21 protein-coding genes and 1 riboswitch are annotated in these 25,330 nt (G+C 59.6%); all 21 genes read left to right on the forward strand.

Going from position 1 to position 25,330, the window contains the following annotated elements; genetic code table 11:
• Positions 1-5: 5 nt before the first annotated feature.
• On the forward strand, positions 6-1,037 hold the full coding sequence (locus B0G52_RS18760) for a FecCD family ABC transporter permease (protein WP_094046916.1): 1,032 nt from the start codon (positions 6-8) through the stop codon (positions 1,035-1,037).
• Positions 1,034-2,038 (forward strand): FecCD family ABC transporter permease, encoded by a 1,005-nt coding sequence (locus B0G52_RS18765; RefSeq protein WP_094046917.1) that lies wholly within the window; start codon positions 1,034-1,036, stop codon positions 2,036-2,038. The genes B0G52_RS18760 and B0G52_RS18765 overlap by 4 nt, the downstream gene beginning before the upstream one ends.
• Before the next feature lie 150 nt (positions 2,039-2,188).
• A riboswitch (purine riboswitch) is annotated at positions 2,189-2,287 on the forward strand.
• A gap of 175 nt (positions 2,288-2,462) precedes the next feature.
• On the forward strand, positions 2,463-2,951 hold the full coding sequence (gene purE, locus B0G52_RS18770) for a 5-(carboxyamino)imidazole ribonucleotide mutase (RefSeq protein ID WP_094046918.1): 489 nt from the start codon (positions 2,463-2,465) through the stop codon (positions 2,949-2,951).
• Complete coding sequence (gene purK / locus B0G52_RS18775) at positions 2,948-4,279, forward strand: 5-(carboxyamino)imidazole ribonucleotide synthase (protein ID WP_233162796.1); 1,332 nt, start codon at positions 2,948-2,950, stop codon at positions 4,277-4,279. The genes purE and purK overlap by 4 nt, the downstream gene beginning before the upstream one ends.
• A 6-nt stretch (positions 4,280-4,285) precedes the next feature.
• Positions 4,286-5,581, forward strand: a complete 1,296-nt coding sequence (gene purB, locus B0G52_RS18780) for an adenylosuccinate lyase (protein ID WP_094046919.1) — start codon at positions 4,286-4,288, stop codon at positions 5,579-5,581.
• 34 nt (positions 5,582-5,615) lie between these two features.
• Positions 5,616-6,497, forward strand: coding sequence for a phosphoribosylaminoimidazolesuccinocarboxamide synthase (locus B0G52_RS18785; RefSeq protein ID WP_094046920.1), 882 nt, complete (start codon positions 5,616-5,618; stop codon positions 6,495-6,497).
• 470 nt (positions 6,498-6,967) lie between these two features.
• Positions 6,968-7,210, forward strand: coding sequence for a phosphoribosylformylglycinamidine synthase subunit PurS (gene purS / locus B0G52_RS18790; protein WP_094046921.1), 243 nt, complete (start codon positions 6,968-6,970; stop codon positions 7,208-7,210).
• Between the two features lie 7 nt (positions 7,211-7,217).
• Positions 7,218-7,910, forward strand: coding sequence for a phosphoribosylformylglycinamidine synthase subunit PurQ (purQ, locus tag B0G52_RS18795; protein WP_094046922.1), 693 nt, complete (start codon positions 7,218-7,220; stop codon positions 7,908-7,910).
• Positions 7,888-10,143: a phosphoribosylformylglycinamidine synthase subunit PurL gene (gene purL, locus B0G52_RS18800; RefSeq protein WP_094046923.1), complete on the forward strand. Its 2,256-nt coding sequence runs from the start codon at positions 7,888-7,890 to the stop codon at positions 10,141-10,143. Before purQ ends, purL begins: the two co-directional genes overlap by 23 nt.
• A complete protein-coding gene (gene purF / locus B0G52_RS18805) occupies positions 10,140-11,636 on the forward strand; it encodes an amidophosphoribosyltransferase (RefSeq protein WP_094046924.1) in 1,497 nt (498 codons plus the stop codon). The genes purL and purF overlap by 4 nt, the downstream gene beginning before the upstream one ends.
• Before the next feature lie 177 nt (positions 11,637-11,813).
• Complete coding sequence (purM, locus tag B0G52_RS18810; protein WP_094046925.1) at positions 11,814-12,860, forward strand: phosphoribosylformylglycinamidine cyclo-ligase; 1,047 nt, start codon at positions 11,814-11,816, stop codon at positions 12,858-12,860.
• A gap of 116 nt (positions 12,861-12,976) precedes the next feature.
• Complete coding sequence (purN, locus tag B0G52_RS18815) at positions 12,977-13,594, forward strand: phosphoribosylglycinamide formyltransferase (protein ID WP_094047038.1); 618 nt, start codon at positions 12,977-12,979, stop codon at positions 13,592-13,594.
• Between the two features lie 42 nt (positions 13,595-13,636).
• Entirely contained in the window at positions 13,637-14,824 is a 1,188-nt protein-coding gene (locus B0G52_RS18820; protein ID WP_094046926.1) for a phosphoribosylaminoimidazolecarboxamide formyltransferase, read from the forward strand.
• A 93-nt stretch (positions 14,825-14,917) separates the two neighbouring features.
• Entirely contained in the window at positions 14,918-15,664 is a 747-nt protein-coding gene (locus tag B0G52_RS18825) for an IMP cyclohydrolase (protein WP_094046927.1), read from the forward strand.
• Position 15,665: 1 nt separating this feature from the next.
• Positions 15,666-16,931: a phosphoribosylamine--glycine ligase gene (gene purD, locus B0G52_RS18830; RefSeq protein ID WP_094046928.1), complete on the forward strand. Its 1,266-nt coding sequence runs from the start codon at positions 15,666-15,668 to the stop codon at positions 16,929-16,931.
• 492 nt (positions 16,932-17,423) lie between these two features.
• Positions 17,424-18,299, forward strand: a complete 876-nt coding sequence (locus B0G52_RS18835; protein WP_094046929.1) for an AraC family transcriptional regulator — start codon at positions 17,424-17,426, stop codon at positions 18,297-18,299.
• Positions 18,300-18,502: 203 nt separating this feature from the next.
• Positions 18,503-19,879, forward strand: coding sequence for an ABC transporter substrate-binding protein (locus tag B0G52_RS18840; protein ID WP_094046930.1), 1,377 nt, complete (start codon positions 18,503-18,505; stop codon positions 19,877-19,879).
• A gap of 106 nt (positions 19,880-19,985) precedes the next feature.
• On the forward strand, positions 19,986-20,855 hold the full coding sequence (locus tag B0G52_RS18845; protein WP_094046931.1) for a carbohydrate ABC transporter permease: 870 nt from the start codon (positions 19,986-19,988) through the stop codon (positions 20,853-20,855).
• A gap of 13 nt (positions 20,856-20,868) precedes the next feature.
• Positions 20,869-21,741, forward strand: a complete 873-nt coding sequence (locus B0G52_RS18850; RefSeq protein WP_094046932.1) for a carbohydrate ABC transporter permease — start codon at positions 20,869-20,871, stop codon at positions 21,739-21,741.
• Positions 21,742-21,759: 18 nt separating this feature from the next.
• Positions 21,760-22,719: a glycoside hydrolase family 43 protein gene (locus B0G52_RS18855; protein WP_094046933.1), complete on the forward strand. Its 960-nt coding sequence runs from the start codon at positions 21,760-21,762 to the stop codon at positions 22,717-22,719.
• Between the two features lie 63 nt (positions 22,720-22,782).
• Positions 22,783-24,780 (forward strand): AbfB domain-containing protein, encoded by a 1,998-nt coding sequence (locus B0G52_RS18860; protein ID WP_094046934.1) that lies wholly within the window; start codon positions 22,783-22,785, stop codon positions 24,778-24,780.
• Positions 24,781-25,330: the final 550 nt, after the last annotated feature.

Raw genomic sequence — 25,330 nt, forward strand, 5'->3', positions numbered from 1 at the left:
AGTCTATGACGCAGCCGCAGCATTCGGCCGGACGCTCGCAAGGCGGCCGGCTTTTCCCTTTGTACATGACGGCCGGCGCGCTTATGCTGCTGGCTGCCGCAGCCGCCTCCGTGTCGTTCGGGGCAGCCGATATGAGCCTGGCCACCGCATGGGGCGCCGTATTTGGCTTTAACCCCGACATCAGCGAGCATCAGGTGATCCGGGCGCTTCGGCTTCCGCGAACGTTGGCGGGAATCGTAGTCGGAGCCAGCCTTGCGGTATGCGGGGCGGTGATGCAAGGAACGACCCGCAATCCTCTGGCGGATTCGGGATTGATGGGCATCAGCTCGGGAGCGGCATGCGGCATCGCCGTAAGCCTCGCTCTTGTACCCGGGGGACCGTATCTCACGCAGATGATGTTCTCGTGCATCGGAGCCGCCTTGGCAACGTCCTTGACTTACCTGTTCGCCTCCGCCGGAGGACGCGGCATGACGCCGCAGCGGCTGGTGTTGGCCGGACTGTCGATCTCCATGCTGTTCGGGGCGCTGACGTCGGCGATCGCGATCAAATACCGGATCGGCAAGGAAATGATTCATTGGACGTCCGGTTCCACCGCCAGCATCAGCTGGATCGAACTGGCCGTCGCGATGCCTTTGTTCGCGCTTGGAATCGGGACGGCTCTCGCCATCTCCCGTTCCGTCACTTTGCTCAGCATGGGAGACGACGTCGCTTCCGGGCTCGGCCTGCAGGCGCGGCGCATCCGGCTGATTGCCACGCTGGCCGTCCTGGCACTGACCGGATTGGCCGTCGTCATCGTTGGGCCAATCGGCTTCGTCGGCTTGATCATTCCGCATCTGGCGCGCTTCCTGGTTGGGGCCGATTACCGCTATATCATTCCGATGTCCGCGATTTACGGAGCCGGCTTCCTCGTTCTGGCTGATCTGTTCGGACGGCTGTACAATCGCCCGCACGAGACGCCGCTCGGCTTCATTTTCGCCGTCATCGGTGTACCGTGCTTCCTATATATTGCCCGCAAGATCAGGAGGGAAACGCAATGAAGGTGAAGCAAGCGCGCGGGTGGAGCGTTACGTTGGCATTCGCCGTCCTGTTGTTTCTGCTCGTGCTCGTCAGTCTGAATACCGGCAAGATGAGCCTGAGGCTCGGAGAGATCATGGAGGTTTTCCTGGGGGCAGCAAGCGAGCGCAACGAAACGATCGTCTATCAATTCCGCATGCCCCGCATCGTGCTGGCCGCTCTTGTCGGCTTCGGAATGGGAGGCGCCGGAGTTGTGCTGCAAACCCTGCTTCGCAATGACATGGCCAGCCCCGGCACGCTCGGAATCAGCGCCGGAGCCGGACTGTTCGTCATGCTGGTCATTGCCGGGTTTCAGATAACAGCGCTTCCGAGCCGTTATCTGCTTCCCGTCCTGGCTTTCGTCGGCGGCATCACTTCGGCCGTTCTGATTTTCCTGCTAGCCTACCGCCATCATGCCGAAGTGTCTCCCACCGGGCTGATTCTGACCGGGGTGGCCGTAGGCACCGGCTACGGCGCGTTGACGCTGATGATCACCCTCAAGCTGGACGACAATCAGATGGAATTCGCCCAGCGATGGAACGCGGGCAGCCTGTGGGGGGACGACTGGAACTATATCGGCATTATGCTGCCTCTGGTCGCGGGCATCTGGCTGTATCTGTACAGCCGGTATCGGATTCTGGATCTGTTCGCGCTCGGTCAATTGCTGGCCAAAGGATTGGGCGTGCGCATCCGTTACCAGTTCGTCTCGCTGGCGCTGGCCGCGGTCGCTCTGTCCTCGGTCAGCGTGGCGTTCGGCGGCAGCTTCTTCTTCGTCGGATTGATCGCCCCGCACATTGCGCGCCGGCTGTGCGGAGGCAACCACGCTTGGCTTCTGCCAGCCTCGTCGCTGGCGGGAGCGCTGCTCGTGCTGGCCGCGGATACGCTGGTCCGCTCCTCGATCGCCATCGTCGGCATTCCGACAGGAATCGTCATTACGCTGATCAGCGCGCCTTATTTTTTGTATTTGTTGGCCCGAATAAAATAAATCGCCTGCTGCGGCCTGATCGCCGCAGACGTTTTGAGCAAAACACGAACATTAATAATAATTCTCAATGAAAGCGTTCGTCTTTGTTTGACAGTTCCCCCTGCTCTGGGGTACACTTAGAAGCGTCAAGAAGCGAAATGACTTGCCTGTTACAAGGCAAGACGCCAAGCGCGTATATGTCGGGGATCGGCCCGAACGTCTCTACCCGGAAACCCTAATTTCCGGACTACGCGGCAATCGCAGGCGGCATGAAATAGAAGCGCGGACCAAACGAGGTTCGGGCTTTGTCTTGTCGTCGCTGCGCGTTGTTGCGAAGAACGTAGAGAACGAAGGTCGATTGGGGAATACTGAGGGTATTCCTATCGATCTTTTTTTTCATTTCGGGTGGAAAAAGAACAGAACGCAACCGGGGAAGGGTGGAATCATGTCGTCACTTGTCGGCGTCATCATGGGCAGCACGTCGGATTGGGAAACGATGAAGAAAGCGTGCGAGATTCTTGAGGAGTTGAACATTCCCTACGAGAAAAAAGTCGTCTCCGCGCATCGGACGCCGGACTTGATGTTCGAATATGCGGAATCCGCGGTATCCCGCGGCTTGAAAGTGATTATCGCCGGCGCCGGAGGCGCCGCTCATCTGCCGGGCATGGTCGCAGCGAAGACCGTCCTGCCCGTTATCGGAGTGCCCGTTCAATCGAAAGCGTTGAACGGGCTGGACTCGTTGCTCTCCATCGTGCAAATGCCGGGAGGCATTCCGGTGGCGACGGTGGCGATCGGCGCGGCAGGCGCGACGAATGCGGGCTTGCTCGCGGCGCAGATTGTCGGCGCGTTCGATCCGGACGTGCAGGCTCGCGTAGCCGCAAGGCGCGATCGCATTACGCGCGACGTGCTGGACAACGCGGAGCTGCCTTCATGAGCGGAGGGGATAACGTGAACAAGCTCGTCAATTTGTTCGACGGAGAGGGCATGGCGTGCGACGAGTTCGGCTGCGCTGTTCCGGAGACGGCGAGCGGGAGCGCCGGCGCGGCCAGCGAAACCCTCGAGCGCGGCAGTACGCTGAAAAGCGACAGTGTGGCCGGAGTGCCGGTCTCGTCCAAGCGGCAGATTGTGCCGGGATCGACGATCGGCGTCCTTGGCGGCGGCCAACTCGGCCGGATGCTGGCGCATGCCGGCGGCCGTCTCGGCTACCGGTTCGTGACGCTCGATCCGACGCCGGACAGCCCTTGCGGGCAGACGGCGGAGCAGATTACGGCGGCGTACGACGACCGGGGAGCGGCGCGGGAATTGGCGCAGCGCTCGGACGTCATCACGTACGAGTTCGAGAACGTGGACGCCGGAGTCGCCGAGATGCTGGAGCGCGAATCGTACGTGCCGCAGGGCAGCAAGCTGCTGTATACGACGCAGCATCGGCTGCGCGAGAAGCGGGCGGTCGAGGCGGCGGGGGCGCAGGTGGCGCCTTATGCCGAGATCGAGAGCCTGGACGGCTTGCGGGAAGCGGCCGAAAGGCTCGGACTTCCGGCGGTGCTGAAGACGGCTACCGGCGGCTATGACGGCAAAGGCCAATGGGTGCTGCGGGGCGAGGAAGAGCTGGCTCCGGCTTGGGAAGAGGCGGCGCGGAGCGGTACGCAGCTCGTGCTGGAGAAATTTATCGTATTCGACAAGGAAATTTCCGTGATCGCGGCGAGAAGCCCTTCGGGAGAAGTGAAGACGTTCCCGCCCGCGGAAAACATCCACGTTCATAATATATTGCATCTATCGATCGTTCCGGCGAGAATTTCGGAGCAGGTTCGTTCCGAGGCCGAGAAGCTGGCCGTGTCGATCGCCGAGACGCTGGGCGTCGTCGGATTGATCGCCGTCGAGATGTTCCTAACGGCGGACGGCAAGCTGTACGTCAACGAGCTGGCGCCAAGGCCGCACAATTCCGGGCATTACACGATGGAAGCGTGCCGTACGTCGCAGTTCGAGCAGCACGTCCGGGCGATCTGCGATCTGCCGCTCGGGGACCCGTCGCTGCTGACGCCGGTCGTCATGGCGAACATTCTCGGCGAGCATATGGAGCCGCTTCTGGCCTGGATGGGCGAGAAGGACCCGATTGCCGAGAAGCTGGGCGTAGAGGTCAAAGTTCATCTATACGGCAAAGCGGAAGCGAAACACAAGCGCAAGATGGGTCACCTGAACGTGCTCGCCCCGAACGTAGAGGCGGCGTTGGAATGGATATCCCAATCGAACATATGGAGGGTTTAATCACACATGTTAGAACGTTATAGCCGTCCCGAGATGCGGGCGATCTGGACCGAACAGAACAAGTTCCAAGCCTGGCTGGAAGTAGAATTGTGCGCGTGCGAGGCATGGGCCGAGCTCGGACACATTCCGCGCGAAGACACGGTGGAGCTGCGCAAAAACGCGAAGTTCGACATCGACCGTATTTACGAGATCGAGCTGGAAACCCGCCACGATGTTATCGCCTTTACCCGCGCGGTATCCGAGAGTCTGGGAGCGGAGCGCAAATGGGTGCACTACGGCTTGACCTCGACGGACGTCGTCGATACGGCGATAGGCTACCTGCTCCGTCAGGCGAACGAGATTTTGCGCAAAGATATCGAGAACTTCATCGCCATCCTTCGCGAACAGGCGATTAAATATAAGAACACGCCAATGATGGGCCGGACGCACGGCGTTCATGCGGAGCCGACGACGTTCGGGCTGAAGCTGGCGCTGTGGCACGAGGAAATGAAGCGCAATCTGGAGCGGTTCGAGCATGCGGCGGATGGCGTTCAATTCGGCAAAATGTCCGGAGCGGTCGGCACTTACGCCAACATCGATCCTTTCGTCGAGCAGTTCGTCTGCGACAAGCTCGGCATCAAGGCGGCTCCGATCTCGACGCAGACGCTTCAGCGCGACCGCCATGCGGAATACATGGCGGCGCTGGCGCTGATCGCGACGTCGATCGACAAGTTCGCGACGGAAATCCGCGGCTTGCAGAAGAGCGAGTTCCGCGAAGTCGAGGAGCCGTTCGGCAAAGGCCAGAAAGGCTCGTCCGCGATGCCGCACAAGCGCAACCCGATCGGCTGCGAGAACATGAGCGGCCTGTCCCGCGTCATTCGCGGCCATATGCTGACCGCCTATGAGAACGTGCCGCTGTGGCACGAACGTGACATCTCGCATTCCTCGGCGGAGCGCGTTATTCTGCCGGACGCGACGATGTTGCTGAACTACATGCTGAATCGCTTCGGCAACATCGTGAAGAACTTGACCGTATTCCCGGAAAATATGAAGCGCAACATGTCCCGCACGTACAACGTGCCGTTCTCCGGACGCGTCATGACGAAGCTGATCGACAAGGGCTTCGCCCGCGAGCAGGCGTACGACACTGTGCAGCCGCGCGCGATGCAGGCATGGGAGGAGCAGCGCGATTTCCGCGACATCGTGGCGGCGACGAAGGAGATTACCGACGTGCTGTCCGCGGAGGAAATTGCCGACTGCTTCGATCCGACGTGGCATCTGAAGCATGTGGAGACGATTTTCGACCGGTTAGGGTTGAAATAATACGCGCGCTTGCAGGCGCCGCTAGGAGGCAGCAATGACTACCCAAGCTTTGGCTACGGCCGAAGGGCTCGTGAACGCCCCGCTCATTCACAAGGGCAAAGTCCGGGAGCTGTACGATCTCGGCGAGCACTTATTAATTGTAGTAACGGATCGCATCTCGGCGTTCGACTATGTGCTGGACCCTCCGGTTCCCGGAAAAGGCAGCGTCCTGAACGGGCTGAGCGCGCATTGGTTCGAGCAGACCGCGAGCTTTCAGCCGAACCATGTCGTTCATACGGACGTGGCGCTGCTGGGCGACATCGTGAAGGAGCCGGAGAAGCTGGCCGGACGCATCATGGTCAGCCGCAAGGCGAAGCGCGTCGATATCGAGTGCGTCGTGCGCGGCTATATTACGGGCGGCGGATGGCGGCAGTATCAATCTTCGGGCGAAGTCAACGGGATTAAGCTGCCCGAAGGGCTGCACAAGAACTCGAAGCTGGAGCAGCCGATCTTCACGCCTGCTGGCAAAAACGACGTCGGCCACGACGAGGACATCCCGTTCGAGGAGATGGCTCGCCGCGTCGGCCAGGAGCTGTCGGAAGCGCTGCGCGAGCGCAGCCTCAAGCTGTACGAGTTCGGCCGTGACTATTGCGCCGCGCGGGGCATCATCCTCGCCGACTGCAAGTTTGAGTTCGGCCTGATCGACGGGGAGATCATCCTCATCGACGAGCTGTTCACGCCGGACTCCTCGCGCTTCTGGGCGGAGGAGAACTACAAGCTCGACGTCGAGATCGACAGCATGGACAAGGAGCCGGTGCGCGCCTATCTGGCCGGATCGGATTGGGACAAGAACAGCCCGCCGCCATCGCTGCCCGCCGAAGTCGTCGAGGCGACGACGGCTCGCTACCGCGACATCGCCCTCAGGCTTACGGAATAGGCGCTTGCGCAAGGCGTCGAACGGTACTGGAAGGCGACTGAGTCGGGTTAGAGCGCACGCAAGGCGTCGAACGGTACTGGAAGGCGACTGAGTCGGGTTAGAGCGAGCGCAAGGCGTCGAACGGTGCTGCAAGGCGACTGAGCCGGGTTAGAGCGAGCAAAAGTGGTCGGACGGCGCTGCAAGACGACTGAGCCGGGTTAGAGCGAGCGCAAGGCGTCGAACGGTGCTGCAAGGCGACTGAGTCGGGTTAGAGCGCACGCAAGGCGTCGAACGGCGCTGCAAGGCGACTGAGTCGGGTTAGAGCGAGCGCAAGGCGGCCAATGACTTGATCGCACCTGGTACCGGCGAGCACCTACGTAACACCAAGGGGATCTCACTGACCGCACTCGCAGCAAGATTACCTTTTTCACAAGCCAAACGTCTTTATAGATCAACATCCACACCAACTATAACTCAGGAGGAACCTCCCCATGAAAGCAAAGGTTTACGTGACGATCAAGCAGAACGTGCTCGACCCGCAAGGGAACGCGGTGCAGGGCGCGCTGCATACGCTCGGATTCAATGAAGTCGGCAAGGTGAGAATCGGCAAATACCTCGAACTGGATCTGGACACGAACGATCGCGCGCAAGCGGAGGAAAAGCTGAAAGTCATGTGCGAGAAGCTGCTGGCGAACACGGTCGTCGAAGACTATCGTTTCGAATTGGAGGGCTGAGGCGCTCATGAAATTCGCTGTTCTTGTTTTTCCGGGTTCCAACTGCGATATCGACTGTTACAAAGCGGTAGAAGACACGGTCGGCGAGCAAGTCGATTACGTGTTCCACACGGCGACCGATCTGTCCGCGTATGACGCGATTCTCGTTCCGGGCGGTTTCTCCTATGGGGACTATCTGCGCTGCGGAGCCATCGCGCAATTCGCGCCGGTCATGGCCGAAGTGAAGAAAGCTGCCGAAGAGGGCAAGTTCATTCTCGGCATCTGCAACGGGTTCCAGATCCTGACGGAAGCGGGTCTCCTGCCGGGAGCGCTCATTCGCAACAACTCGCTGAAATTCCGCTGCCACCAAGTCGGCCTCACGGTCGAGAACGCCAAGACGGGCTTTACCAACGATTTTGCGCAAGGCGAAGTCATTACGATTCCGATTGCCCATGGCGAAGGCAGCTACTATGTGGACGACGAGACGCTGGCGGCGCTGAAAGCGAACGACCAGATCGTGTTCCGCTACGCGGGCGAAAACCCGAACGGCTCCGTCGACAATATCGCCGGCGTGTGCAACGAAGCGGGCAATGTCGTAGGCATGATGCCTCACCCGGAGCGCGCGGTCAAAGAAATTCTCGGCTCCGCCGACGGCGCACGGATGTTTACGTCAGTACTTAACGCTTGGAGGGAACGCAATGGCGCAGCAAGTATCCGCTAAGGAACCAACTGTCGAGCAAATCGCGGAGCAGAAAATATATAAGCAATTCGGCGTTTCGGACAAGGAGTACGAGCTGATCTGCGACTTTATGGGACGCCAGCCGAACTATACGGAAATCGGCGTGTTCAGCGTGATGTGGTCGGAGCACTGCGCTTATAAGAACTCGAAGCCGTTGTTGAAGCGGTTCCCGATTACCGGACCTCGCGTCCTGATGGGACCGGGCGAAGGCGCGGGCATCGTCGACATCGGCGACAACCAGGCGGTCGTGTTCAAAATCGAATCGCACAATCATCCGTCCGCGGTTGAGCCTTATCAAGGCGCGGCTACGGGCGTGGGCGGCATTATTCGAGATATTTTCTCGATGGGGGCTCGTCCGGTGGCGCTGTTGAACTCTTTGCGGTTCGGTCGGTTGGAGAACGAGCGCGTGCGTTACTTGTTCGAGCACGTTGTCAGCGGCATCGCGGGTTACGGCAACTGTATCGGCATCCCGACGGTCGCAGGCGAGATCATGTTCGACGAAGCGTACGAAGGCAATCCGCTCGTCAACGCGATGTGCGTAGGGCTGATCGATCACGATAAAATCCAACGCGGCGTAGCCAAAGGCATCGGCAATCCGGTGTTCTACGTCGGACCGGCGACGGGCCGCGACGGCATCCACGGGGCGACTTTCGCATCCGAGGATCTCACGGCGGAGTCCGAAGCGAAGCGTTCGGCGGTACAGGTCGGCGATCCGTTCATGGAAAAGCTGGTTATGGAAGCGACTCTGGAACTGATCGACTCCGGCATCGTGCTGGGCATTCAGGACATGGGCGCGGCCGGTCTGACTTGCTCCAGCGCGGAGATGGCGAGCAAGGCGGGCAACGGCATGGAATTGTACCTGGACGAAGTGCCGCAGCGCGAAGAAGGCATGACGGCGTACGAGATGATGCTGTCCGAGTCGCAGGAGCGGATGCTGTTCGTCTGCGAGCCTCAGCACGAGGAGCAGGCTAAGGCGATTTTTGCCCGTTGGGGATTGCACTGCGCGAAGGTCGGCAAGGTGTCCGACGACGGCCGTCTGAAGCTGTTCCACAAAGGCGAGCTGGTCGGCGACATGCCGGTCAAGGCGCTCGTAGACGACTGTCCGATCTATGAGAAGCCTTCCGCCGTGCCGGAGTATTATTTGAAGAACGGTTCCGTGGATACGAACCGTTACGAGCAAGTGCTGGATTTGAATGACGCTTTGCTGAAGGTGCTCGGTTCGCCGTCGCTGGCCAGCAAAGAGTGGGTATATAATCAGTACGACTACATGGTGCGCACGGAAACGGCGGTTCGTCCGGGTTCGGACGCGGCGGTCGTCACCATTCGCGGCACGCGCAAAGGGCTCGCAATGACGACGGACTGCAACGGCCGTTACGTGTACCTCGATCCCGAAGTCGGCGGACGCATTGCGGTGGCTGAGGCTGGTCGGAATATCGTTTGCTCAGGGGCAGAGCCGCTGGCGATTACGGACAACCTGAACTTCGGAAGCCCGGAGAAACCGGAAATTTTCTGGCAGATGGAGAAGGCGGTCGACGGTATGGCGGAAGCTTGCCGGTTCCTGGATACGCCGGTTATCGGGGGCAACGTGTCGTTGTACAACGAAAATACGCGCGGAGCGATCTATCCGACGCCGGTCGTCGGCATGGTCGGACTCGTGCATGACGTCGATCATATTACGACGCAAGAGTTCAAGGCGGAAGGCGACGTGATCTTCCTGCTCGGCGAGACGAAGGCGGAGATCGGCGGCAGCGAATTCCAATATGCCGTTCACGGCGTAACGGAAGGCCGTCCTCCGGAGCTGGATCTGGCGGTGGAGAAGCTGCTGCAGCAGACGGTGTTAGGGGCTATTCAAGACGGTCTGGTCGCTTCGGCGCACGACTTGTCCGAAGGCGGACTGGCCGCTGCTCTGGCGGAAGCGGGCTTCGGACGCGGCTTGGGCGCGGACGTTGTGTTCGAGACGAATCTTCGTCCGGACCTGGCTTTGTTCAGCGAATCTCAATCGCGGATTGTGGTGACGGTCAAGCCGGAAGTAGAGATGAAATTCGCGCTTCAAGTGACGAAAGCGGGCGTGCCTCTTCAGCGTCTGGGAACGGTTGGCGGCGATCGTTTGAAGGTGAGCGTTGGCGGACACGACGCGATCGACGCTTCCGTAGCGGAGCTGCGCGCGGCTTGGTCGCAGGCGATTCCTAACCATATGAGCGGTAAGAAAGCATGACATCTAGCGTTGCGAACGGAGGGACAGAAGTGACGCGGCTCTGGACCGGGGATTATTACAACGAGGGCAACAGCAGCAAGGAATCCATTTTCGACAAGGTGCGGGAGGAGTGCGGCGTGTTCGGGGTGTATGGTCATCCCGACGCGGCCAACTTGTCCTATTACGGTCTGCACGCGCTGCAGCATCGCGGCGAGGAAAGCTGCGGCATCTGCGCGTCGGATGAAGGCACGTTCCATTACCACCGGGGCATGGGGCTCGTCAAGGAAGTGTTCGACCGCGACCGGATGGAGTCGCTGAAAGGCAATCAAGCGATCGGTCACGTGCGCTATTCCACTTCCGGCTCCAGCCATCTGGGGAACGCGCAGCCTCTCGTGTTCAAGTATCGCGGCGGCGATCTGGCCGTCTGCACGAACGGCAACCTGGTCAACGAGCCGATCATCCGCAAGGAGCTGGAGGAATCGGGCTCTATCTTCCAGACGACGAGCGACACGGAAGTCATTGCGCATCTGATCGCGCGTTCTTCCAAGGATCTGGTTGAAGCGGTCAAGGACGCTTTCCTGCGTCTCATCGGGGGCTACGCGTTCCTGATCCAGACGAAGGATTACCTGATCGCGGCGTGCGATCCGCACGGCCTTCGTCCTATGGTAATGGGGCGGCTCGGAGAAGCTTATATTTTTGCTTCGGAGTCGTGCGCTCTGGAGACGATCGGCGCGGAGTACGCGCGCGACGTTCAGCCGGGCGAGCTGCTTGTGCTGAGCAAGGATGGGCTGCGCGAGGAGCGTTTCGCGCCGATGGAGCGCCGGGCGATCTGTTCGATGGAATACATCTACTTCGCGCGTCCGGACAGCGACATCTACGGGGCGAACCTGCATTCTTCTCGGAAACGGATGGGCCAGATTCTGGCGCAGGAATCGTTCGTGGACGCGGACATCGTGACCGGGGTGCCGGATTCGAGCATCTCGGCGGCGATCGGTTACGCGGAGCAGACGGGCATTCCTTACGAGCTGGGGCTGATCAAAAACAAATATACCGGACGGACGTTTATCCAGCCTTCCCAGGAGCTTCGTGAGAAGGGCGTCAAGATGAAGCTGTCCGCCGTCCGCAAAGTCGTCGAAGGCAAACGCGTCGTCATGATCGACGACTCGATCGTGCGCGGCACGACGTCGCTGCGGATCGTGAACATGCTTCGCGAAGCCGGCGCGCTCGAGGTGCATGTGCGGATTACTTCGCCGCCATTCATGAACCCTTGCTACTACGGCATCGATACGCCGAATCCGGGCGATCTGATCGCCTCCAGCAAGTCGGTCGAGGAGATTCGGCGGGCGATTAACGCGGACTCCCTGTACTTCCTGACGGAGAAAGGGCTGCGCGACGCCGTCGGCATCCACCCGGACGAGTACAACAACGGGCTTTGCATGGCTTGCTTTAATAATGATTACCCGACTCCGGTCCGTTTTGAGGACGCTAAGCTGACTTCTTGCAGCTGCGATTGAGGAATAAGCGCGCTGGGCGGGCTTAATTGGCCCGTCGGGAGCGGGGATTCCGGAATAAGCGCGCCACGCGAGCTTAATCGCCCCGCCGGATCCGCGGCAAACTAAATAAGCACGTCCCGCGAGCTTACGGGGCGCACGATATACCCGAGTTTACAAGTATAAAAGGAGCTGAAATCATTGTCCGAGGCGTACAAACAGGCCGGAGTCGATATCGCGGCCGGCAACGAAGCGGTCGAACGGATGAAGAAGCACGTCAAGCGGACGTTCCGCCCGGAAGTGTTAACCGGTCTTGGCGGGTTCGGCGGCTTGTTCGGCCTGAACAAAGACAAGTATGAGGAGCCGGTGCTCGTCAGCGGTACGGACGGCGTCGGCACGAAGCTGAAGCTGGCGTTTGCGATGGACAAGCACGATACGATCGGCATTGACGCGGTGGCTATGTGCGTTAACGACGTCATCGTGACCGGAGCCGAGCCGCTGTTTTTCCTCGACTATCTCGCTTGCGACAAAGTCATTCCCGAGAAGATCGAAGCGATCGTCAAAGGCATCGCCGACGGCTGCGAGCAAGCGGGCTGCGCGTTGATCGGCGGAGAGACGGCCGAGATGCCGGGGATGTACTCCGAAGGCGAGTATGACATCGCCGGCTTTACGGTCGGTATCGTGGATCGTCCGAAAGCGATCGACGGCTCGACGATTCAAGCCGGGGACGCGGTCATCGGGTTCGCGTCGAGCGGCATTCATTCGAACGGCTTCTCGCTCGTTCGTCGTTTGCTGCTGGAGCAAAAAGGCTATTCGCTCACAGACAAGCCAGCCGAGCTTGAAGGCCGTACGCTGGGCGATGTGCTGATCGAGCCTACTCGCATCTACGTCAAGCAAATTCTGAAGCTGCTCGAATCGGTCTCCGTCAAGGGTATGGCTCATATTACGGGCGGAGGCTTCATCGAGAACATTCCGCGTGTGCTGCCGGAAGGCGTCAACGTCGACATCAACCGCGGCTCGTGGCCGGTGCTTCCGATTTTCGGCCTGCTGCAGCAATCCGGCAACATCACCGATCGCGACATGTATACGACGTTCAACATGGGCATCGGCATGGTGCTGGTCGTGCCTGCGGATCAAGCCGAGCAGGCGCTGGAAATCGCGAAGGCGAACGGCGAGCAAGCTTATCGCATCGGAACGGTGACAGAAGGCTCCAAAATCGTGACGTTCGAAGGCGCTGAGCTGCCATGACGGCTGGTCGCGACTCGGCAGCGGACAAGGCGAAGCCCGCAAGTTCGCAGCCATCGCCGACGATTCTGCCGAATTCGGCTCAACAACCGGCCGCTTCGACACCGCAGCGCCAGGCTCTGCAGCCCCTGAAAATCGCGGTGTTCGCGTCCGGAAGCGGGAGTAATTTTCAGGCGCTCGTCGAGGCGATCCGGGAGCAAGCGATACCCGCGGAATTGTCGCTGCTCGTGTGCGACAAGCCGGCGGCGAGAGTTGTGCAGCGGGCGGAAGCGCTGGGCGTGCCAAGCTTCCTGTTCGATCCGAAAGCATACGCTTCGAGGGAAGCTTACGAAGAAGAAATCGTCGGACGCCTCCGTGAGGAAGGCGTGGAGTTGATCGTGCTGGCCGGCTACATGAGGCTGATTACCGCGACGCTGGTCGAGCCGTACTATGGGCGGATGATCAACATTCACCCGGCGTTGCTGCCGTCCTTCCCGGGCGTGCGTGCGATTCGTCAGGCGCTGGAGTACGGAGTCAAGCAGACGGGCGTTACCGTGCACTTCGTAGACGGCGGAATGGATTCCGGACCGATTATCGCGCAGCGGACCCTCGAGGTTCGTGACGACGATACGGAGGATTCGTTGGCCGAGCGCGTGCATGCGGTCGAGCATGAATTGCTGCCGCAAACCGTGCGTTGGATCGCGGAAGGCCGAGTGACGTTGAACGATCGGAAAGTGACTATCCGTCTCGGCGATTAACGCCGGACGACGAGCCGAAACAGGAAAGGACGAAAATTATTCATGAGCGAGATCCACGAAATTGCTTTACGCTACGGCATGAACCCGCATCAGAAGGAAGCGAAGCTGTTCAGCGCAGACGGCAAGCCGTTGCCGCTGACCGTGCTGAACGGCGACCCGGGCTTCATCAATCTGCTCGACGCGCTGAATGCGTTCCAGCTCGTGCGCGAGCTTCGCCAGGCGACCGGTCTTCCGGCTGCGGCTTCCTTCAAGCACGTCAGCCCTGCGGGCGCGGCCGTCTATTCGCCGCTGTCCCCGGAACTGGCGAAAGCTTATTTCGTCGAGGCCGAAGGGTTGTCGCAGCTGGCGACCGCATACGCCCGCGCGCGCGGAGCCGACCGCATGTCCTCCTTCGGAGACGCAGCAGCGCTGAGCGACGTCGTGGACGCATCGACGGCAACGCTGCTCAAGCGCGAGGTGTCCGATCTGGTTGTGGCGCCGGGTTATACGCCTGAGGCGCTCGACATTTTGAAGCAGAAGAAGGGCGGCAAGTACCTCATTCTGCAGATCGATCCGGAATACGTGCCGGACCCGGTCGAGACCCGTACGTTGTTCGGTCTGAAGCTCCAGCAGGAACGCAACAGCGCCGTGCCGGACGCTTCCGTGTTCGACCTTGCGAATGTCATCACTGCGAACAAGGAGATCCCGGACAGCGCCAAGCGCGACATGCTCGTGGCGCTCATCACGCTCAAATATACACAGTCCAATTCCATCTGCTACACGCTGGACGGCCAGACGATCGGCATCGGCGCAGGCCAGCAATCGCGTATTCACTGTACGCGCCTTGCCGGCGATAAGGCGGACCGCTGGTATCTCCGGCAGCATCCGGCCGCGCTGAACATGAAGTTCCGCGAAGGCTTGGCTCGCGCGGAGCAGAACAACGCCATCGACTTGTGGCTTGAGGACGAGGTAACTCCAATCGAGCAAGCGGCATGGGAAAGCTGCTTCGAGGTCGTGCCGGCCCGTCTGACGCGCGAAGAGAAGCGCGAATGGCTGAACGGCCTGAAGGGCGTTTCCTACGGTTCCGACGCCTTCCTTCCGTTCCGCGACAACCTCGACCGGGCCAGCCGCAGCGGCGTGAAATACGTCATTCAAGCCGGCAAGTCGCTGCGCGACGAAGAAGTGGTGCAAGCCGCGAACGACTATAATATGGTTATGGTCTATTCCGGCGTACGCCTGTTCCATCACTAATAGCGGAAGTTCAAAAAGTCCGATTTTGATCACGAAGCTGACTTTCTGAACTCCCATTCGAACGTATACACGAAGACGAAAGGGGCGGCAACCATGTCCGCAAAATGGCAGGAGCTGGCGGATCGCACCGTCCAGCAGTTGAAGACGAACGCTTACCCGGGCCGCGGAATCGTGATCGGCCTTACGCCGGACGCTTCGCGGTACGTGCAGGTTTACTGGATTATGGGCAGGAGCGAGAACAGCCGCAATCGCATTTTCGTGCCGGAGGAGAACGGGTTTCTGCGCACGGAAGCGCGCGATCCGGCCAAGCTGTCCGATCCGTCGCTCATTATCTATTATCCGCTTCGTCATGAGGGCGGCGCTCATATCGTGACGAACGGCGACCAGACCGATACGATCTGGGAATCCCTGCGAAGCGGCGGCAGCTTCGAGCAGGCGCTGGCGCAGCGCACTTACGAGCCGGACCCGCCGAATTTTACGCCTCGCATCTCGGGCATCGTCGATCTGAACGACAAGCAGAATGCTTATAAGCTGTCGATCCTCAAGTCGAACGAGAACGACGAGTCCCAGACGAAGCGTCAATTTTTCCACTATGAAAAAGCGATCGCAGGATACGGACACTTCATCTCGACGTACGTAGGGGACGGCAATCCGCTGCCTTCTTTCGCCGGCGAGCCTCAACTCGCTCCGCTGTTCGACGACGAACAGGAGACGGCGCAGTTCTACTGGAATCTGCTCAACGACGACAACAAAATTTCCTTGCTCGTGAAAACGATCCGCATCTCCGACGGCGAAGTTTCCTTGAAGGTCGTCAACAAGGATTCCGAAGGAGGGGTGTAAGGTGCGCATTCTGGTTATCGGACGCGGCGGACGCGAGCACGCGATCGTCTGGGCGCTCAAGAAGAGCCCCAAAGTCGAGAAAATCTTCTGCGCTCCCGGCAACGCCGGAATCGCCGGGCTGGCGGAGAACGTGGACATCGGAGAGATGGAATTCGCCCGTCTCGTCGGCTTCGCCAAAGAGCAGTCGATCGACCTCGTCGTCGTCGGTCCGGACGATCCGCTGGCGGCGGGTATCGTGGACGAGTTCGAGGCGGCTTCGATTCCGGTGTACGGTCCCCGCAAAAACGCGGCGGAAATCGAAGGCAGCAAAATTTTCATGAAAAATCTGCTGCGCAAATACGACATCCCGACCGCGAAATACGAGACGTTCACCGACTACGAGTCGGCTAAAGCTTATCTGGCTCAGCAGCCGGTGCCGATCGTCATCAAGGCGGACGGGCTGGCCGCAGGAAAAGGCGTAACGGTATGCTTCACGCGCGAGGAAGCGGACAAGGCGCTGGAGGAGACGATGGTGAGCAAGTCGTTCGGCGCGGCCGGCGACAAGGTTGTCATCGAGGAATTCCTCGAAGGTCAGGAAATGTCCATACTTGCGTTCGTGGACGGCAATACGGTGCGGGCGATGTCGCCTGCGCAGGACCATAAGCAGGTATTCGATAACGACAAAGGGCCGAACACCGGCGGCATGGGCACGTATTCTCCGCTTCCGCACATCGACCAGGCGATTATCGAGGATGCGATCGAGAACATCGTCAAACCGACGGCGCGTGCGATGGTATCGGAAGGACGTCCGTTCCGCGGCGTTCTGTTTGCGGGACTCATGATTACGAAGGACGGTCCGAAAACGATCGAATTCAACGCCCGTTTCGGCGATCCGGAGACGCAGGTCGTTCTTCCTCGTCTGGAAACGGACCTGCTGGACATTTTCCTGGCGTCGATCGACGGCACGTTGGCGGATATTGACATGCGTTGGAGCGATGAGGCGGCGGTGTGCGTCGTGCTTGCGTCGGGCGGCTACCCGGGCTCATACCCGAAAGGCTTCCCGATTGACGGTCTGGACAGCGTAAACGTTCCCGGAGCTCTCGTCTTCCATGCGGGAACGGCGCTGAAGGACGGACGGGTCGTCACCAATGGCGGACGCGTGCTCGGCGTCGTCGGACGCGGCGCGGGCATCGCCGAAGCGCGGGCCAACGCATATGCGGCAGCGGCCGGCATTACGTTCGAAGGCAAACAAAATCGCACGGACATTGCGGCTAAAGCGCTCGTGTAACGAACCGTGCGCGACACGCGGACATTGCAGCCAAAGCGCTCGTATAGCGCACGGACGAGATGAACAGGCATCTCCGCGGCCCAGGTCACGGCATAACCAACTTGAGCCTCCGGCTCGGGAAGCTTGCGCAAGCGGGCGGACCGGACCGGGGGCTTATTCTTTGTAGAACAGCGATTTGCGATGAGTCAGAACGAAGGCGACCGCATAAATGACGCCGAGGATAAGCAGTACGGTCAAGACGTGGGACGACACCCACCGAAAGAAGCTTTCCATGGCTATACATCTCCCGTGTGAAAAATTGTCCGCCGCTTGAGGGAAGCGACAGGTTACGTTGTAGGATTCCCCCAATCCCGCGGAATAATGAGACTTTCTCAGGGACGGTCCGAACTATGGCTCCCTTCGCGGGGGACATGGTAATATAAGAGCACACCACGAATTCGACGCACGGTTCCTTAGGTCGCCAAGACGAAAAAGGGAAGGGCGAATATTCCTATGGCCAAAGGCTTCATTACGAGCATCGAACGGTTTAAGCCGCATACTTTTCAGGCCGAGCAAGGAGAAGGCCTGTTCATGTCCCATTCGCACGAATACGACGAGTTGACCCTGATTTTGGGCGGGGGAGGCTACTACAGCTCTTACGAACAAAATATCAAAGTGTCGGCGGGAGATCTGATCCTGATTCCTTCCGGCCTGCATCACGGTTTCGTCTGCACCGAGCCGTGGACGGGGCTGTCCGTGCATTTTCTCTATGCCAAAGTTCCGGCTTTCTGCCAATACTTGTTCCTGAGCGCTTACCAGAAGCCGCACCGTCTCTGGAGCGCACATCTGGACGAAGGGGACAGCCAGTGGGCGGAGATGAGCCTGACCCGACTGGAGAGGGAGTGGCACTCCGAGGAACGGGGCGACTATTCCTACGATCTGATGAGGATCGCTTTCGAGACGGTGCTGCTGCTGTTCCATCGCAATGCAACCGTCACCCCCGACACCGAGGCGCACGGGGACAAGCGGATCGTTCAAGAGGTGCTGAAGGAGATTCACAGAAACTACAATACGCCGATCACGATTCATGATATCGCCGCTCGCCATTACTTGTCGGAGAGCATTCTGCGTAAAAAGTTTTCGGAAGCGGTAGGCGTCTCCCCCAAGCAGTACGTCATCAACCTGCGGATTGAGGAAGCCAAGAGACTGCTGAGCCAGACAAGCAAAGCGATCGAGTTCATTTCGTCGGAGGTTGGCTTTACGAGCTCCAGCCGTTTTTACGAGCAGTTCGTCAAATCGGTCGGGGTTACTCCGCTCGAGTGGCGAAAACAAAATCAGCAGTCCGCCAGACCGTTAACGTCCGCCACCCCGCCCAACTCGCCCCGTTAACGGTCTGCGAGGCCGTCCGACCGTTCCGCCCATCCACCAATCGCCCGTACTTGCTGAACGCGAAGCGTTTTCGACCGACGAAATCGCTGAGGTTACGCTCCTTTTTGCGAAATATATAAAGCGTTTTCACAATTGTTCGTCCCCGGCGCGCTCCTATAATTAAAGGTGAAGGCAGATCCAAACCAAAAGGGAGTGTCTAGAAGATGAGACTCGGAAAGGGTAAAAGTTTGCTTGCCGTTACGGCGTCGTTGACGCTGCTCGCGGGGTTGACCGCTTGCGGCGGAAACAGCGGAAAGGAGTCCTCAGCCAGTCCGGACGGCACGGGGAAAAACGCGGCGGAGAGCAGCGCTTCCGGAAGCCAAGCGCCCGCGGGGGAATCGGTCAAGATCAAGTTCGCGGGCTGGGGCGATCCGTCGGAGAAGGAAGTGTTCACGAAGCTGATTAAGGACTTCGAGCAGAAAAACCCGACGATCAAGGTGGAGTACCTGCACATTCCGGCAGACTACGTCGGCAAGATGAACACGATTTTGGCGGGAGGGGATGCGCCCGATGTGTTCTACGTCCCGGACGGCGATTTCGGCCGTTGGGTGAGCCAGGGCTTGCTTCATCCGATCCAGGAGTTCGTCGACGCCAGCTCGCTCGATACGGGGGACATGTGGGAGTCCGGCCTCCTCAGGTACCGTTACGACGGGGCAGTGAACGGGCAAGGTCCGCTCTACGCGCTGCCCAAGGATATCGGTCCGACCGTCCTGTACTACAACAAAGATCTTTTCACCAAGATGAACGTGCCGTTCCCGAGCGCCGATACGCCGATGACCTTCGAGCAGCTGCTGGATACGGCGAAGAAGCTGACCGTCGAAGAGAACGGCAAAGTCAAGCAGTACGGCATGGGACCAATCTGGTGGGAAGGCTTCGTATTCGGCAACGGCGGCGCGTTCCTCACCGACGATCGGCGGGAATTCGTCGGCAACGGCGAGGCGTCGGTCTCGGCATTGCAGTTCGCGGCAGATCTGGCGAACGTGCATAAAGTCGTGCCGAACGCGGCGGCTCTGAAGGACATGAACGACAGCCAGATGTTCCAGACGGGCAGACTGGCGATGATGATTACCGGCCGTTGGATGGTGCCCGAGTTCCGCAAGCTCGGCTTCGATTGGGACGTTGCGCCGCTGCCGGTCAACAAATGGGCGGGCTGGAGTGGTTCGGTCGGGATCGGCATCTACGGCAAAACGAAGCACCTCGAGGCGGCCTACAAGCTGGTGGAATATTTGGGCGGACCGGAAGGCCAGAAGGAGCAGTCCTTGATGGGCTTCGCGATTCCGAGCTTCAAATCGATGGCCGCCACGGACGTCTTCCTGCAGCCGGGTCAGAAGCCCGAGCATGCGGAGGTGTTCATCAAAGCGGCGGAAAATCAAGTGCCGGGTCCGTGGACAAACCTGCCGAACGCCAAATGGTTCGACATGCTGTCCCAAGGGCTGGCCCCGATGTGGGACGGCAAAAAATCGGCCGCGGACGTCCTGAACGAGCTGAAGCCGAAGATCGACGCGGCGATCAAGGAAGGCAATCCGGCGGTATTCAAGTAAAGGGGATGACGGGCGGGGGAGCTCATCGGGAGACTCCTGTCTCCTGTACGCTTAGGGGATTCGCGAGTGAGTTCCTACGCCCGATCCCGAACGACGGAGGGGAATTATGAAGCGCAAGGAATACGCATGGGCCTACTTGTTCATCTCCGCTCCGATTCTGGGCTTTCTGTTGTTCGCGTTCATTCCGCTGAGCTATTCCGTCTACGTCAGCTTCACGGAGTACAGCGGCTATCAGGCGCCCGTCTTTACGGGAACGGCGAACTACGTCAAGCTCGCCATGGACGACGAGCTGTTCTGGAAAACCCTGTTCAATACGTTCTATTCGGCGCTGAGCATTCCGATCGGCATGGCCGTGGCGCTCGGAATCGCGATGGCGCTTAATCAGAAGGTGCGCGGCATCCGCTTCTTCCGCACGATGTTCTTCCTGCCGACGATCAGCTCGGTCATCGCGTTGACGCTGCTGTGGAAATGGATTTTCAACGACAGCTACGGCTTGCTGAACTACTTGCTCGAGCTGGTCGGCGTTCAAGGCCCCGCGTGGCTGAGCAGCGAGACGTGGGCGATGCCGGCGATGATCATCCAGGGCGTATGGGCGGGACTCGGCATCAACATGGTGCTCTACCTGGCCGCTCTGCAAGGCGTTCCGAAGAGCTTCCACGAGGCGGCGGAGATCGACGGGGCCAGCCGTTGGCAGAGATTCGTCCGGATTACCATTCCGTGCATTTCGCCGACGACGCTCTACATTTTGATTACCTCGACGATTACGGCTTTGCAGGACTTCCCGCGCTTCCAGATCATGACGGAGGGCGGACCGAATTACTCGACGACAACCATCGTCTACTATTTGTTCCAGAACGCGTTCCGCTATATGAGCATGGGCTACGCTTCGGCTATGGCTTGGGCGCTCGGTCTGTTGATTCTGGCGATTACGCTGCTGAATTTCTGGTTGTCCAGACGTTGGGTGCACTACGATTAAGGGGGGAACGCGCATGTCGAATGCCGCAATCGCAAGGAGCGCCAGGCAGAGGAGAAAGAGAGCGGGCGAGCAGGTCCGCCAAGCCTTCGCTTACTTGTTCCTGACGGCGGGATCGCTCGTGATGGCCATTCCCTTCCTATGGATGCTGTCGACGTCGCTGAAGGAGCAAGGACGCGAGTTCGAAATGCCTCCCAAGTGGATACCTGAGGTTTTCGAATGGCAGAACTACGTTTTCGTATTGACGGAAGCCGATATTTTGAAAGGATTTCTGAACACGCTGCTCGTCATCTCGCTGCCTTGCCTGGTCGGTTTGTTTACGAGCGCGCTGGCGGCCAACGCATTTGCGAGGATGGATTTTCCGGCGAAAAACGTCCTGTTCACGCTGCTGCTGGCCACGATGATGATCCCGGGCGTCGTCACGATGATTCCGACGTTTATTTTGTTCAAGCACATCGGCTGGATCGACAGCTGGCTGCCGCTGATGGTGCCGGGAATGTTCGGCGCGGCTGCGGCGGTGTTTCTGCTGAGGCAGTTTTTCATGACCATTCCGAAGGAGCTGGAGGAAGCGGCCAAGGTGGACGGGATGAATCCGCTCCATATTTTCCTCCGGATCATGCTGCCATTGTCCAAACCCGCCGTCATCACGCAAGGGCTGCTCGGCTTCCTGGCCGGCTACAACGATTTTCTCGGGCCGCTCATCTACATCAACACTCCCGAGAAGTTCACGCTGCAGCTCGTACTGGCATCGTTCCAGGGCTTCTACACTTCGCAATGGACGTACATTATGGCCGGCTCGGTGCTGGCGCTGATTCCGTCGCTGCTGCTGTTCTTTTTCGCGCAAAGATACTTCGTCGAGGGCATTACCTTGACCGGAATGAAGGGGTAAAAAGGAGAGAACGAACCGATGAACGCAACCTTCCGCAATCCGATCGTCGAGAAGGCGGCCGACCCTTGGCTGCTCAAGCATAGCGACGGTTATTACTACTTCATGTCCACGCAGTTCGGCTGCCTGGAAATTACGAAATCCGCCTCGATGACGGGGATCGCCGCCGGCCTTAAGAAGAAGGTGTGGATTCCCGAGGAGAACGGCCCTTACAGTCACAACCTGTGGGCTCCGGAGCTGCACCGGCTGGAAGACAGGTGGTACATCTACTACACGGCCAACGACGGAGGCGGGGACGAGTCCAGGAGAATCTGCGTGTTGGAAAATGGGGCCGCCGACCCGACAGAAGGGGAATGGAGCTGGAAAGGAACGCTCGAGACGCCTCTGGCCGGGTTGGACGGGACGGTCATGGAACTGGGGGGACGCTTGTACTTCCTGTATGCCGGATACGGACATTACCCCGACTACGGCTCGGCCATTTTCATCGTCCGCATGGCGAATCCGTGGACGCTGGATCTTGACGGGGGGCACGTGCTGCTCTCCGCTCCGACGCTGGAATGGGAGAAGCAGGGCGGGATGGCGATCAACGAGGGACCTGTTATTTTACGCAGGAACGGCTTTATATTTCTCGTCTATTCGGCCAGCACGACCTGGTCCGAGGATTACTCCCTGGGCATGCTGACGATGAAGGAAGGCTCCGATCCGATGGAAGCCGCTTCGTGGGTCAAGTCTCCCGTTCCGGTGTTTCGCAAGAGTGCGGAAAACGGCGTATACGCCACCGGACATAACAGCTTTACCCTATCGCCCGACGGAACCGAGGATTGGATCGTATATCACGCGTTGCCCGCTCCGGGAGCCGATACGGGGCTTCGCAGCACCCGGGTGCAGAAGTTCGGATGGAGACCGGACGGTACGCCGGACTTCGGGGCGCCGCTGAGCGATTCGCACGACATCGCGCTTCCCGCGGGCGAGAGGATATGAATTGGCGTTAAAAAGGAAGGAACTTCGCAATCCCGCATTCATCCTGCCGAGGAGGAAGAGAAAATGAGAAGTTTCCGAAGAGCTCTGCTTGTTGTTTTAACGCTGGTGCTGTCGTCGTCGCTGTTTGCGGGCATGTCCGTGCAGGCGGCCTCGACCGGCTGGGTTGTCTACAGCAGCGCGACCGAAACCGAACCGTATTACGCGAGGGCGGTCAAGCTGGGCAATGGCGATATTCTCTCCACGTTCACCAGAAGATTTCCCGGCAATACGGGCTGGGTCGGCATGCAGCCGTTCCCGTTCTACCGCAGCACCGACAACGGCCGAACGTGGTCGCTGCTCAGCCAGATCGATCCGAACGCTTACGGGCTGAACCGGGACCAGCAGGGGATGACGACGCTATACGTGCTGCCGCAGCAGGTCGGGGCATACCCCGCGGGCACGCTGCTGTTCGCTTCGACGGATTGGGACAACACCTCGGCTTATACGATCCATATTTGGCGAAGCACGGACAACGGAGCGACGTGGCAGCTTCACGGCCAGCTGGCGCCGAGAGGGACGGCGGGCACGAAGCGCACCTGGGAGCCGGAGTTCGCGATCACCTCCGATGGCCGTCTGATCTGCTACTACTCGGACGAGAGGCAGCCGGGCTACAACCAGGCGCTTGCGCAGGAGATTTCCAGCGACGGCGGACTGACCTGGGGGAACTACAGCCTGACCGTCGGAAGCGCCACGAACTGGGATTGGCGTCCGGGCATGCCTCGGGTGGTTAAGGCTAAGAACGGGACGTACTTTATGTTTTTCGAGATGCTGGGGGCGGCGCCGAACTTCGCCGTCCGGTTTAAGACTTCGACCGACGGCATTAACTGGGGAAGTCCGACCGATCTCGGCAACGTCGTCGGCACGGGCATCTATCGCGCCTCGCAGACGCCAGAGATCGCGTACGTGGACGACGGCAGTCCGAACGGCAGGTTCTACGTGCGCGGCATGACCGACGTCGTGCCGACCGCCAACAAAATGTTCACCAGCTCCGATTACGGCGCGACCTGGTCGCTGGTCGACGCGCCGCTGACCGTCAAGGGAAGCAACCAGAATACGCCCGCCGCCTGGAGCGGGACGCTGCTGCCGCTCGACCATTCGCTGCTGCTGGAGATCAACACGGTCAAGGTCGGCAGCCGCAACGAGATTCGGGCGAACGTCGCGCAGATGAACGGTGACTCTTCCATCGTATCGGGCGGCACATACAAGCTGATCAACCAGAACAATAGCCTGGTGCTGGACAATGCGGGAGGCGGCGCACCGGCCGGCACGGAGGTGATCCAGTGGAACGATCTGGGGCTCAACACCCAATGGTGGGTGACGGATTACAGGAGCAACGGCTTTTTCCGGGTCATGAACGTGAATACCGGTCTTGTGCTCGACGATCCGAACGGGGCGACGGCTCCGGGGACGAAGGTCATTTTGTGGACGGACAATTATCTGGATACGCAGCGCTGGAAGTTCTCTTATAAAGGCAACGGCTATTATACGAGCATGAACGAGCACAGCGGACTGATGCTGGACAACGCGGGCGGAGGGGCTCCGGCCGGAACGAAGGTCATCCAATGGACGGCAAACGGGCTGGACACGCAGAATTGGAAGCTGCAGCGGGTCGACGTCGAAACGCCGGTAAATCAGCTTCAGAGCTACAATATCGGCAATTTCGTTCGCGTCGACGCGGGGCGCGGCAAGATCGACGGGGGCCAATACGCGCCGGAGTCGCAGTGGCGGCTCGTGCCGGGGCTGGCCGATCCTTCCGCGGTGTCGATCGAGTCGGTGACGTATCCGGGCCACTATTTGCGTCATCGCGACGGGCAAGTATGGCTCGATCCGTACGCCAACACGGCGCTGTACATGAACGACGCCACCTGGCGCTTGCAGACGGGATTCAGCAGTGGATGGGCGGCCTCGTTCGAATCGTACAACATTTCGGGCGCCTACTTGAGACATCGAAGCGGAGCGCTGGAAATCTCGTCGATTACGACGGCGCTCGACCAGGCAGACGCCACTTTCTATGTGAAGTAAAAATCGTTAGCGGGATATGCGGAAAGAGCCAGGGCGGTTTCTTGGCTCTTTTTGCTGTGCGTCTGGGGTGCTGGGAGTAGCGTTCTTGAGTAGCGTGGAGCGGGGCGAACTGGCAAGCGTGATGAGAGGCAGCGAGACGAACGTGAGGAGAGACGTGAGGGCCAAGAAAGTGCCTCGAAGACTTTCTCCCGCATGTGTGCCGGTGCCTCCGAGGCCAAGAGAGTGCCTCGAACACTCGCCCCCGCTCGAGAGCCGACGTCTCCGAGGCCAAGAAAGTGCCTCGAACACTCGCCCCCGCTCGAGAGCCGACGTCTCCGAGGCCAAGAAAGTGCCTTGAACACTCGCCCCCGCTCGAGATCCGACGCCTTCGAGGCCAAGAAAGTGCCTCGAAGACTCGCCTCCGTACACGAGCCGATACCTCCGAGGCCAAGAAAGTGCCTCGAAGACTCGCCTCCGTACACGAGCCGCTACCTCCGAGCCAAGAAAGTGCCTCGAACACTCGCCTCCGTACATGAGCCGACACATCCGAGGCCAAGAAAGTGCCTTGGAG

The organism is Cohnella sp. SGD-V74 (assembly GCF_003001675.1).
Taxonomy (GTDB): domain Bacteria; phylum Bacillota; class Bacilli; order Paenibacillales; family Paenibacillaceae; genus Cohnella.

Coding starts and splice junctions, on each gene's coding strand:
- B0G52_RS18820 (WP_094046926.1), top strand. CDS start 13,637: ATGAGCGAGATCCACGAAATTGCTTTACGCTACGGCATGAACCCGCAT.
- purQ (WP_094046922.1), top strand. CDS start 7,218: ATGAAATTCGCTGTTCTTGTTTTTCCGGGTTCCAACTGCGATATCGAC.
- B0G52_RS18825 (WP_094046927.1), top strand. CDS start 14,918: ATGTCCGCAAAATGGCAGGAGCTGGCGGATCGCACCGTCCAGCAGTTG.
- purS (WP_094046921.1), top strand. CDS start 6,968: ATGAAAGCAAAGGTTTACGTGACGATCAAGCAGAACGTGCTCGACCCG.
- B0G52_RS18845 (WP_094046931.1), top strand. CDS start 19,986: ATGAAGCGCAAGGAATACGCATGGGCCTACTTGTTCATCTCCGCTCCG.
- purF (WP_094046924.1), top strand. CDS start 10,140: ATGACATCTAGCGTTGCGAACGGAGGGACAGAAGTGACGCGGCTCTGG.
- B0G52_RS18840 (WP_094046930.1), top strand. CDS start 18,503: ATGAGACTCGGAAAGGGTAAAAGTTTGCTTGCCGTTACGGCGTCGTTG.
- B0G52_RS18860 (WP_094046934.1), top strand. CDS start 22,783: ATGAGAAGTTTCCGAAGAGCTCTGCTTGTTGTTTTAACGCTGGTGCTG.
- purB (WP_094046919.1), top strand. CDS start 4,286: ATGTTAGAACGTTATAGCCGTCCCGAGATGCGGGCGATCTGGACCGAA.
- purE (WP_094046918.1), top strand. CDS start 2,463: ATGTCGTCACTTGTCGGCGTCATCATGGGCAGCACGTCGGATTGGGAA.
- B0G52_RS18785 (WP_094046920.1), top strand. CDS start 5,616: ATGACTACCCAAGCTTTGGCTACGGCCGAAGGGCTCGTGAACGCCCCG.
- B0G52_RS18835 (WP_094046929.1), top strand. CDS start 17,424: ATGGCCAAAGGCTTCATTACGAGCATCGAACGGTTTAAGCCGCATACT.
- B0G52_RS18850 (WP_094046932.1), top strand. CDS start 20,869: ATGTCGAATGCCGCAATCGCAAGGAGCGCCAGGCAGAGGAGAAAGAGA.
- purL (WP_094046923.1), top strand. CDS start 7,888: ATGGCGCAGCAAGTATCCGCTAAGGAACCAACTGTCGAGCAAATCGCG.
- B0G52_RS18765 (WP_094046917.1), top strand. CDS start 1,034: ATGAAGGTGAAGCAAGCGCGCGGGTGGAGCGTTACGTTGGCATTCGCC.
- B0G52_RS18855 (WP_094046933.1), top strand. CDS start 21,760: ATGAACGCAACCTTCCGCAATCCGATCGTCGAGAAGGCGGCCGACCCT.
- purK (WP_233162796.1), top strand. CDS start 2,948: ATGAGCGGAGGGGATAACGTGAACAAGCTCGTCAATTTGTTCGACGGA.
- B0G52_RS18760 (WP_094046916.1), top strand. CDS start 6: ATGACGCAGCCGCAGCATTCGGCCGGACGCTCGCAAGGCGGCCGGCTT.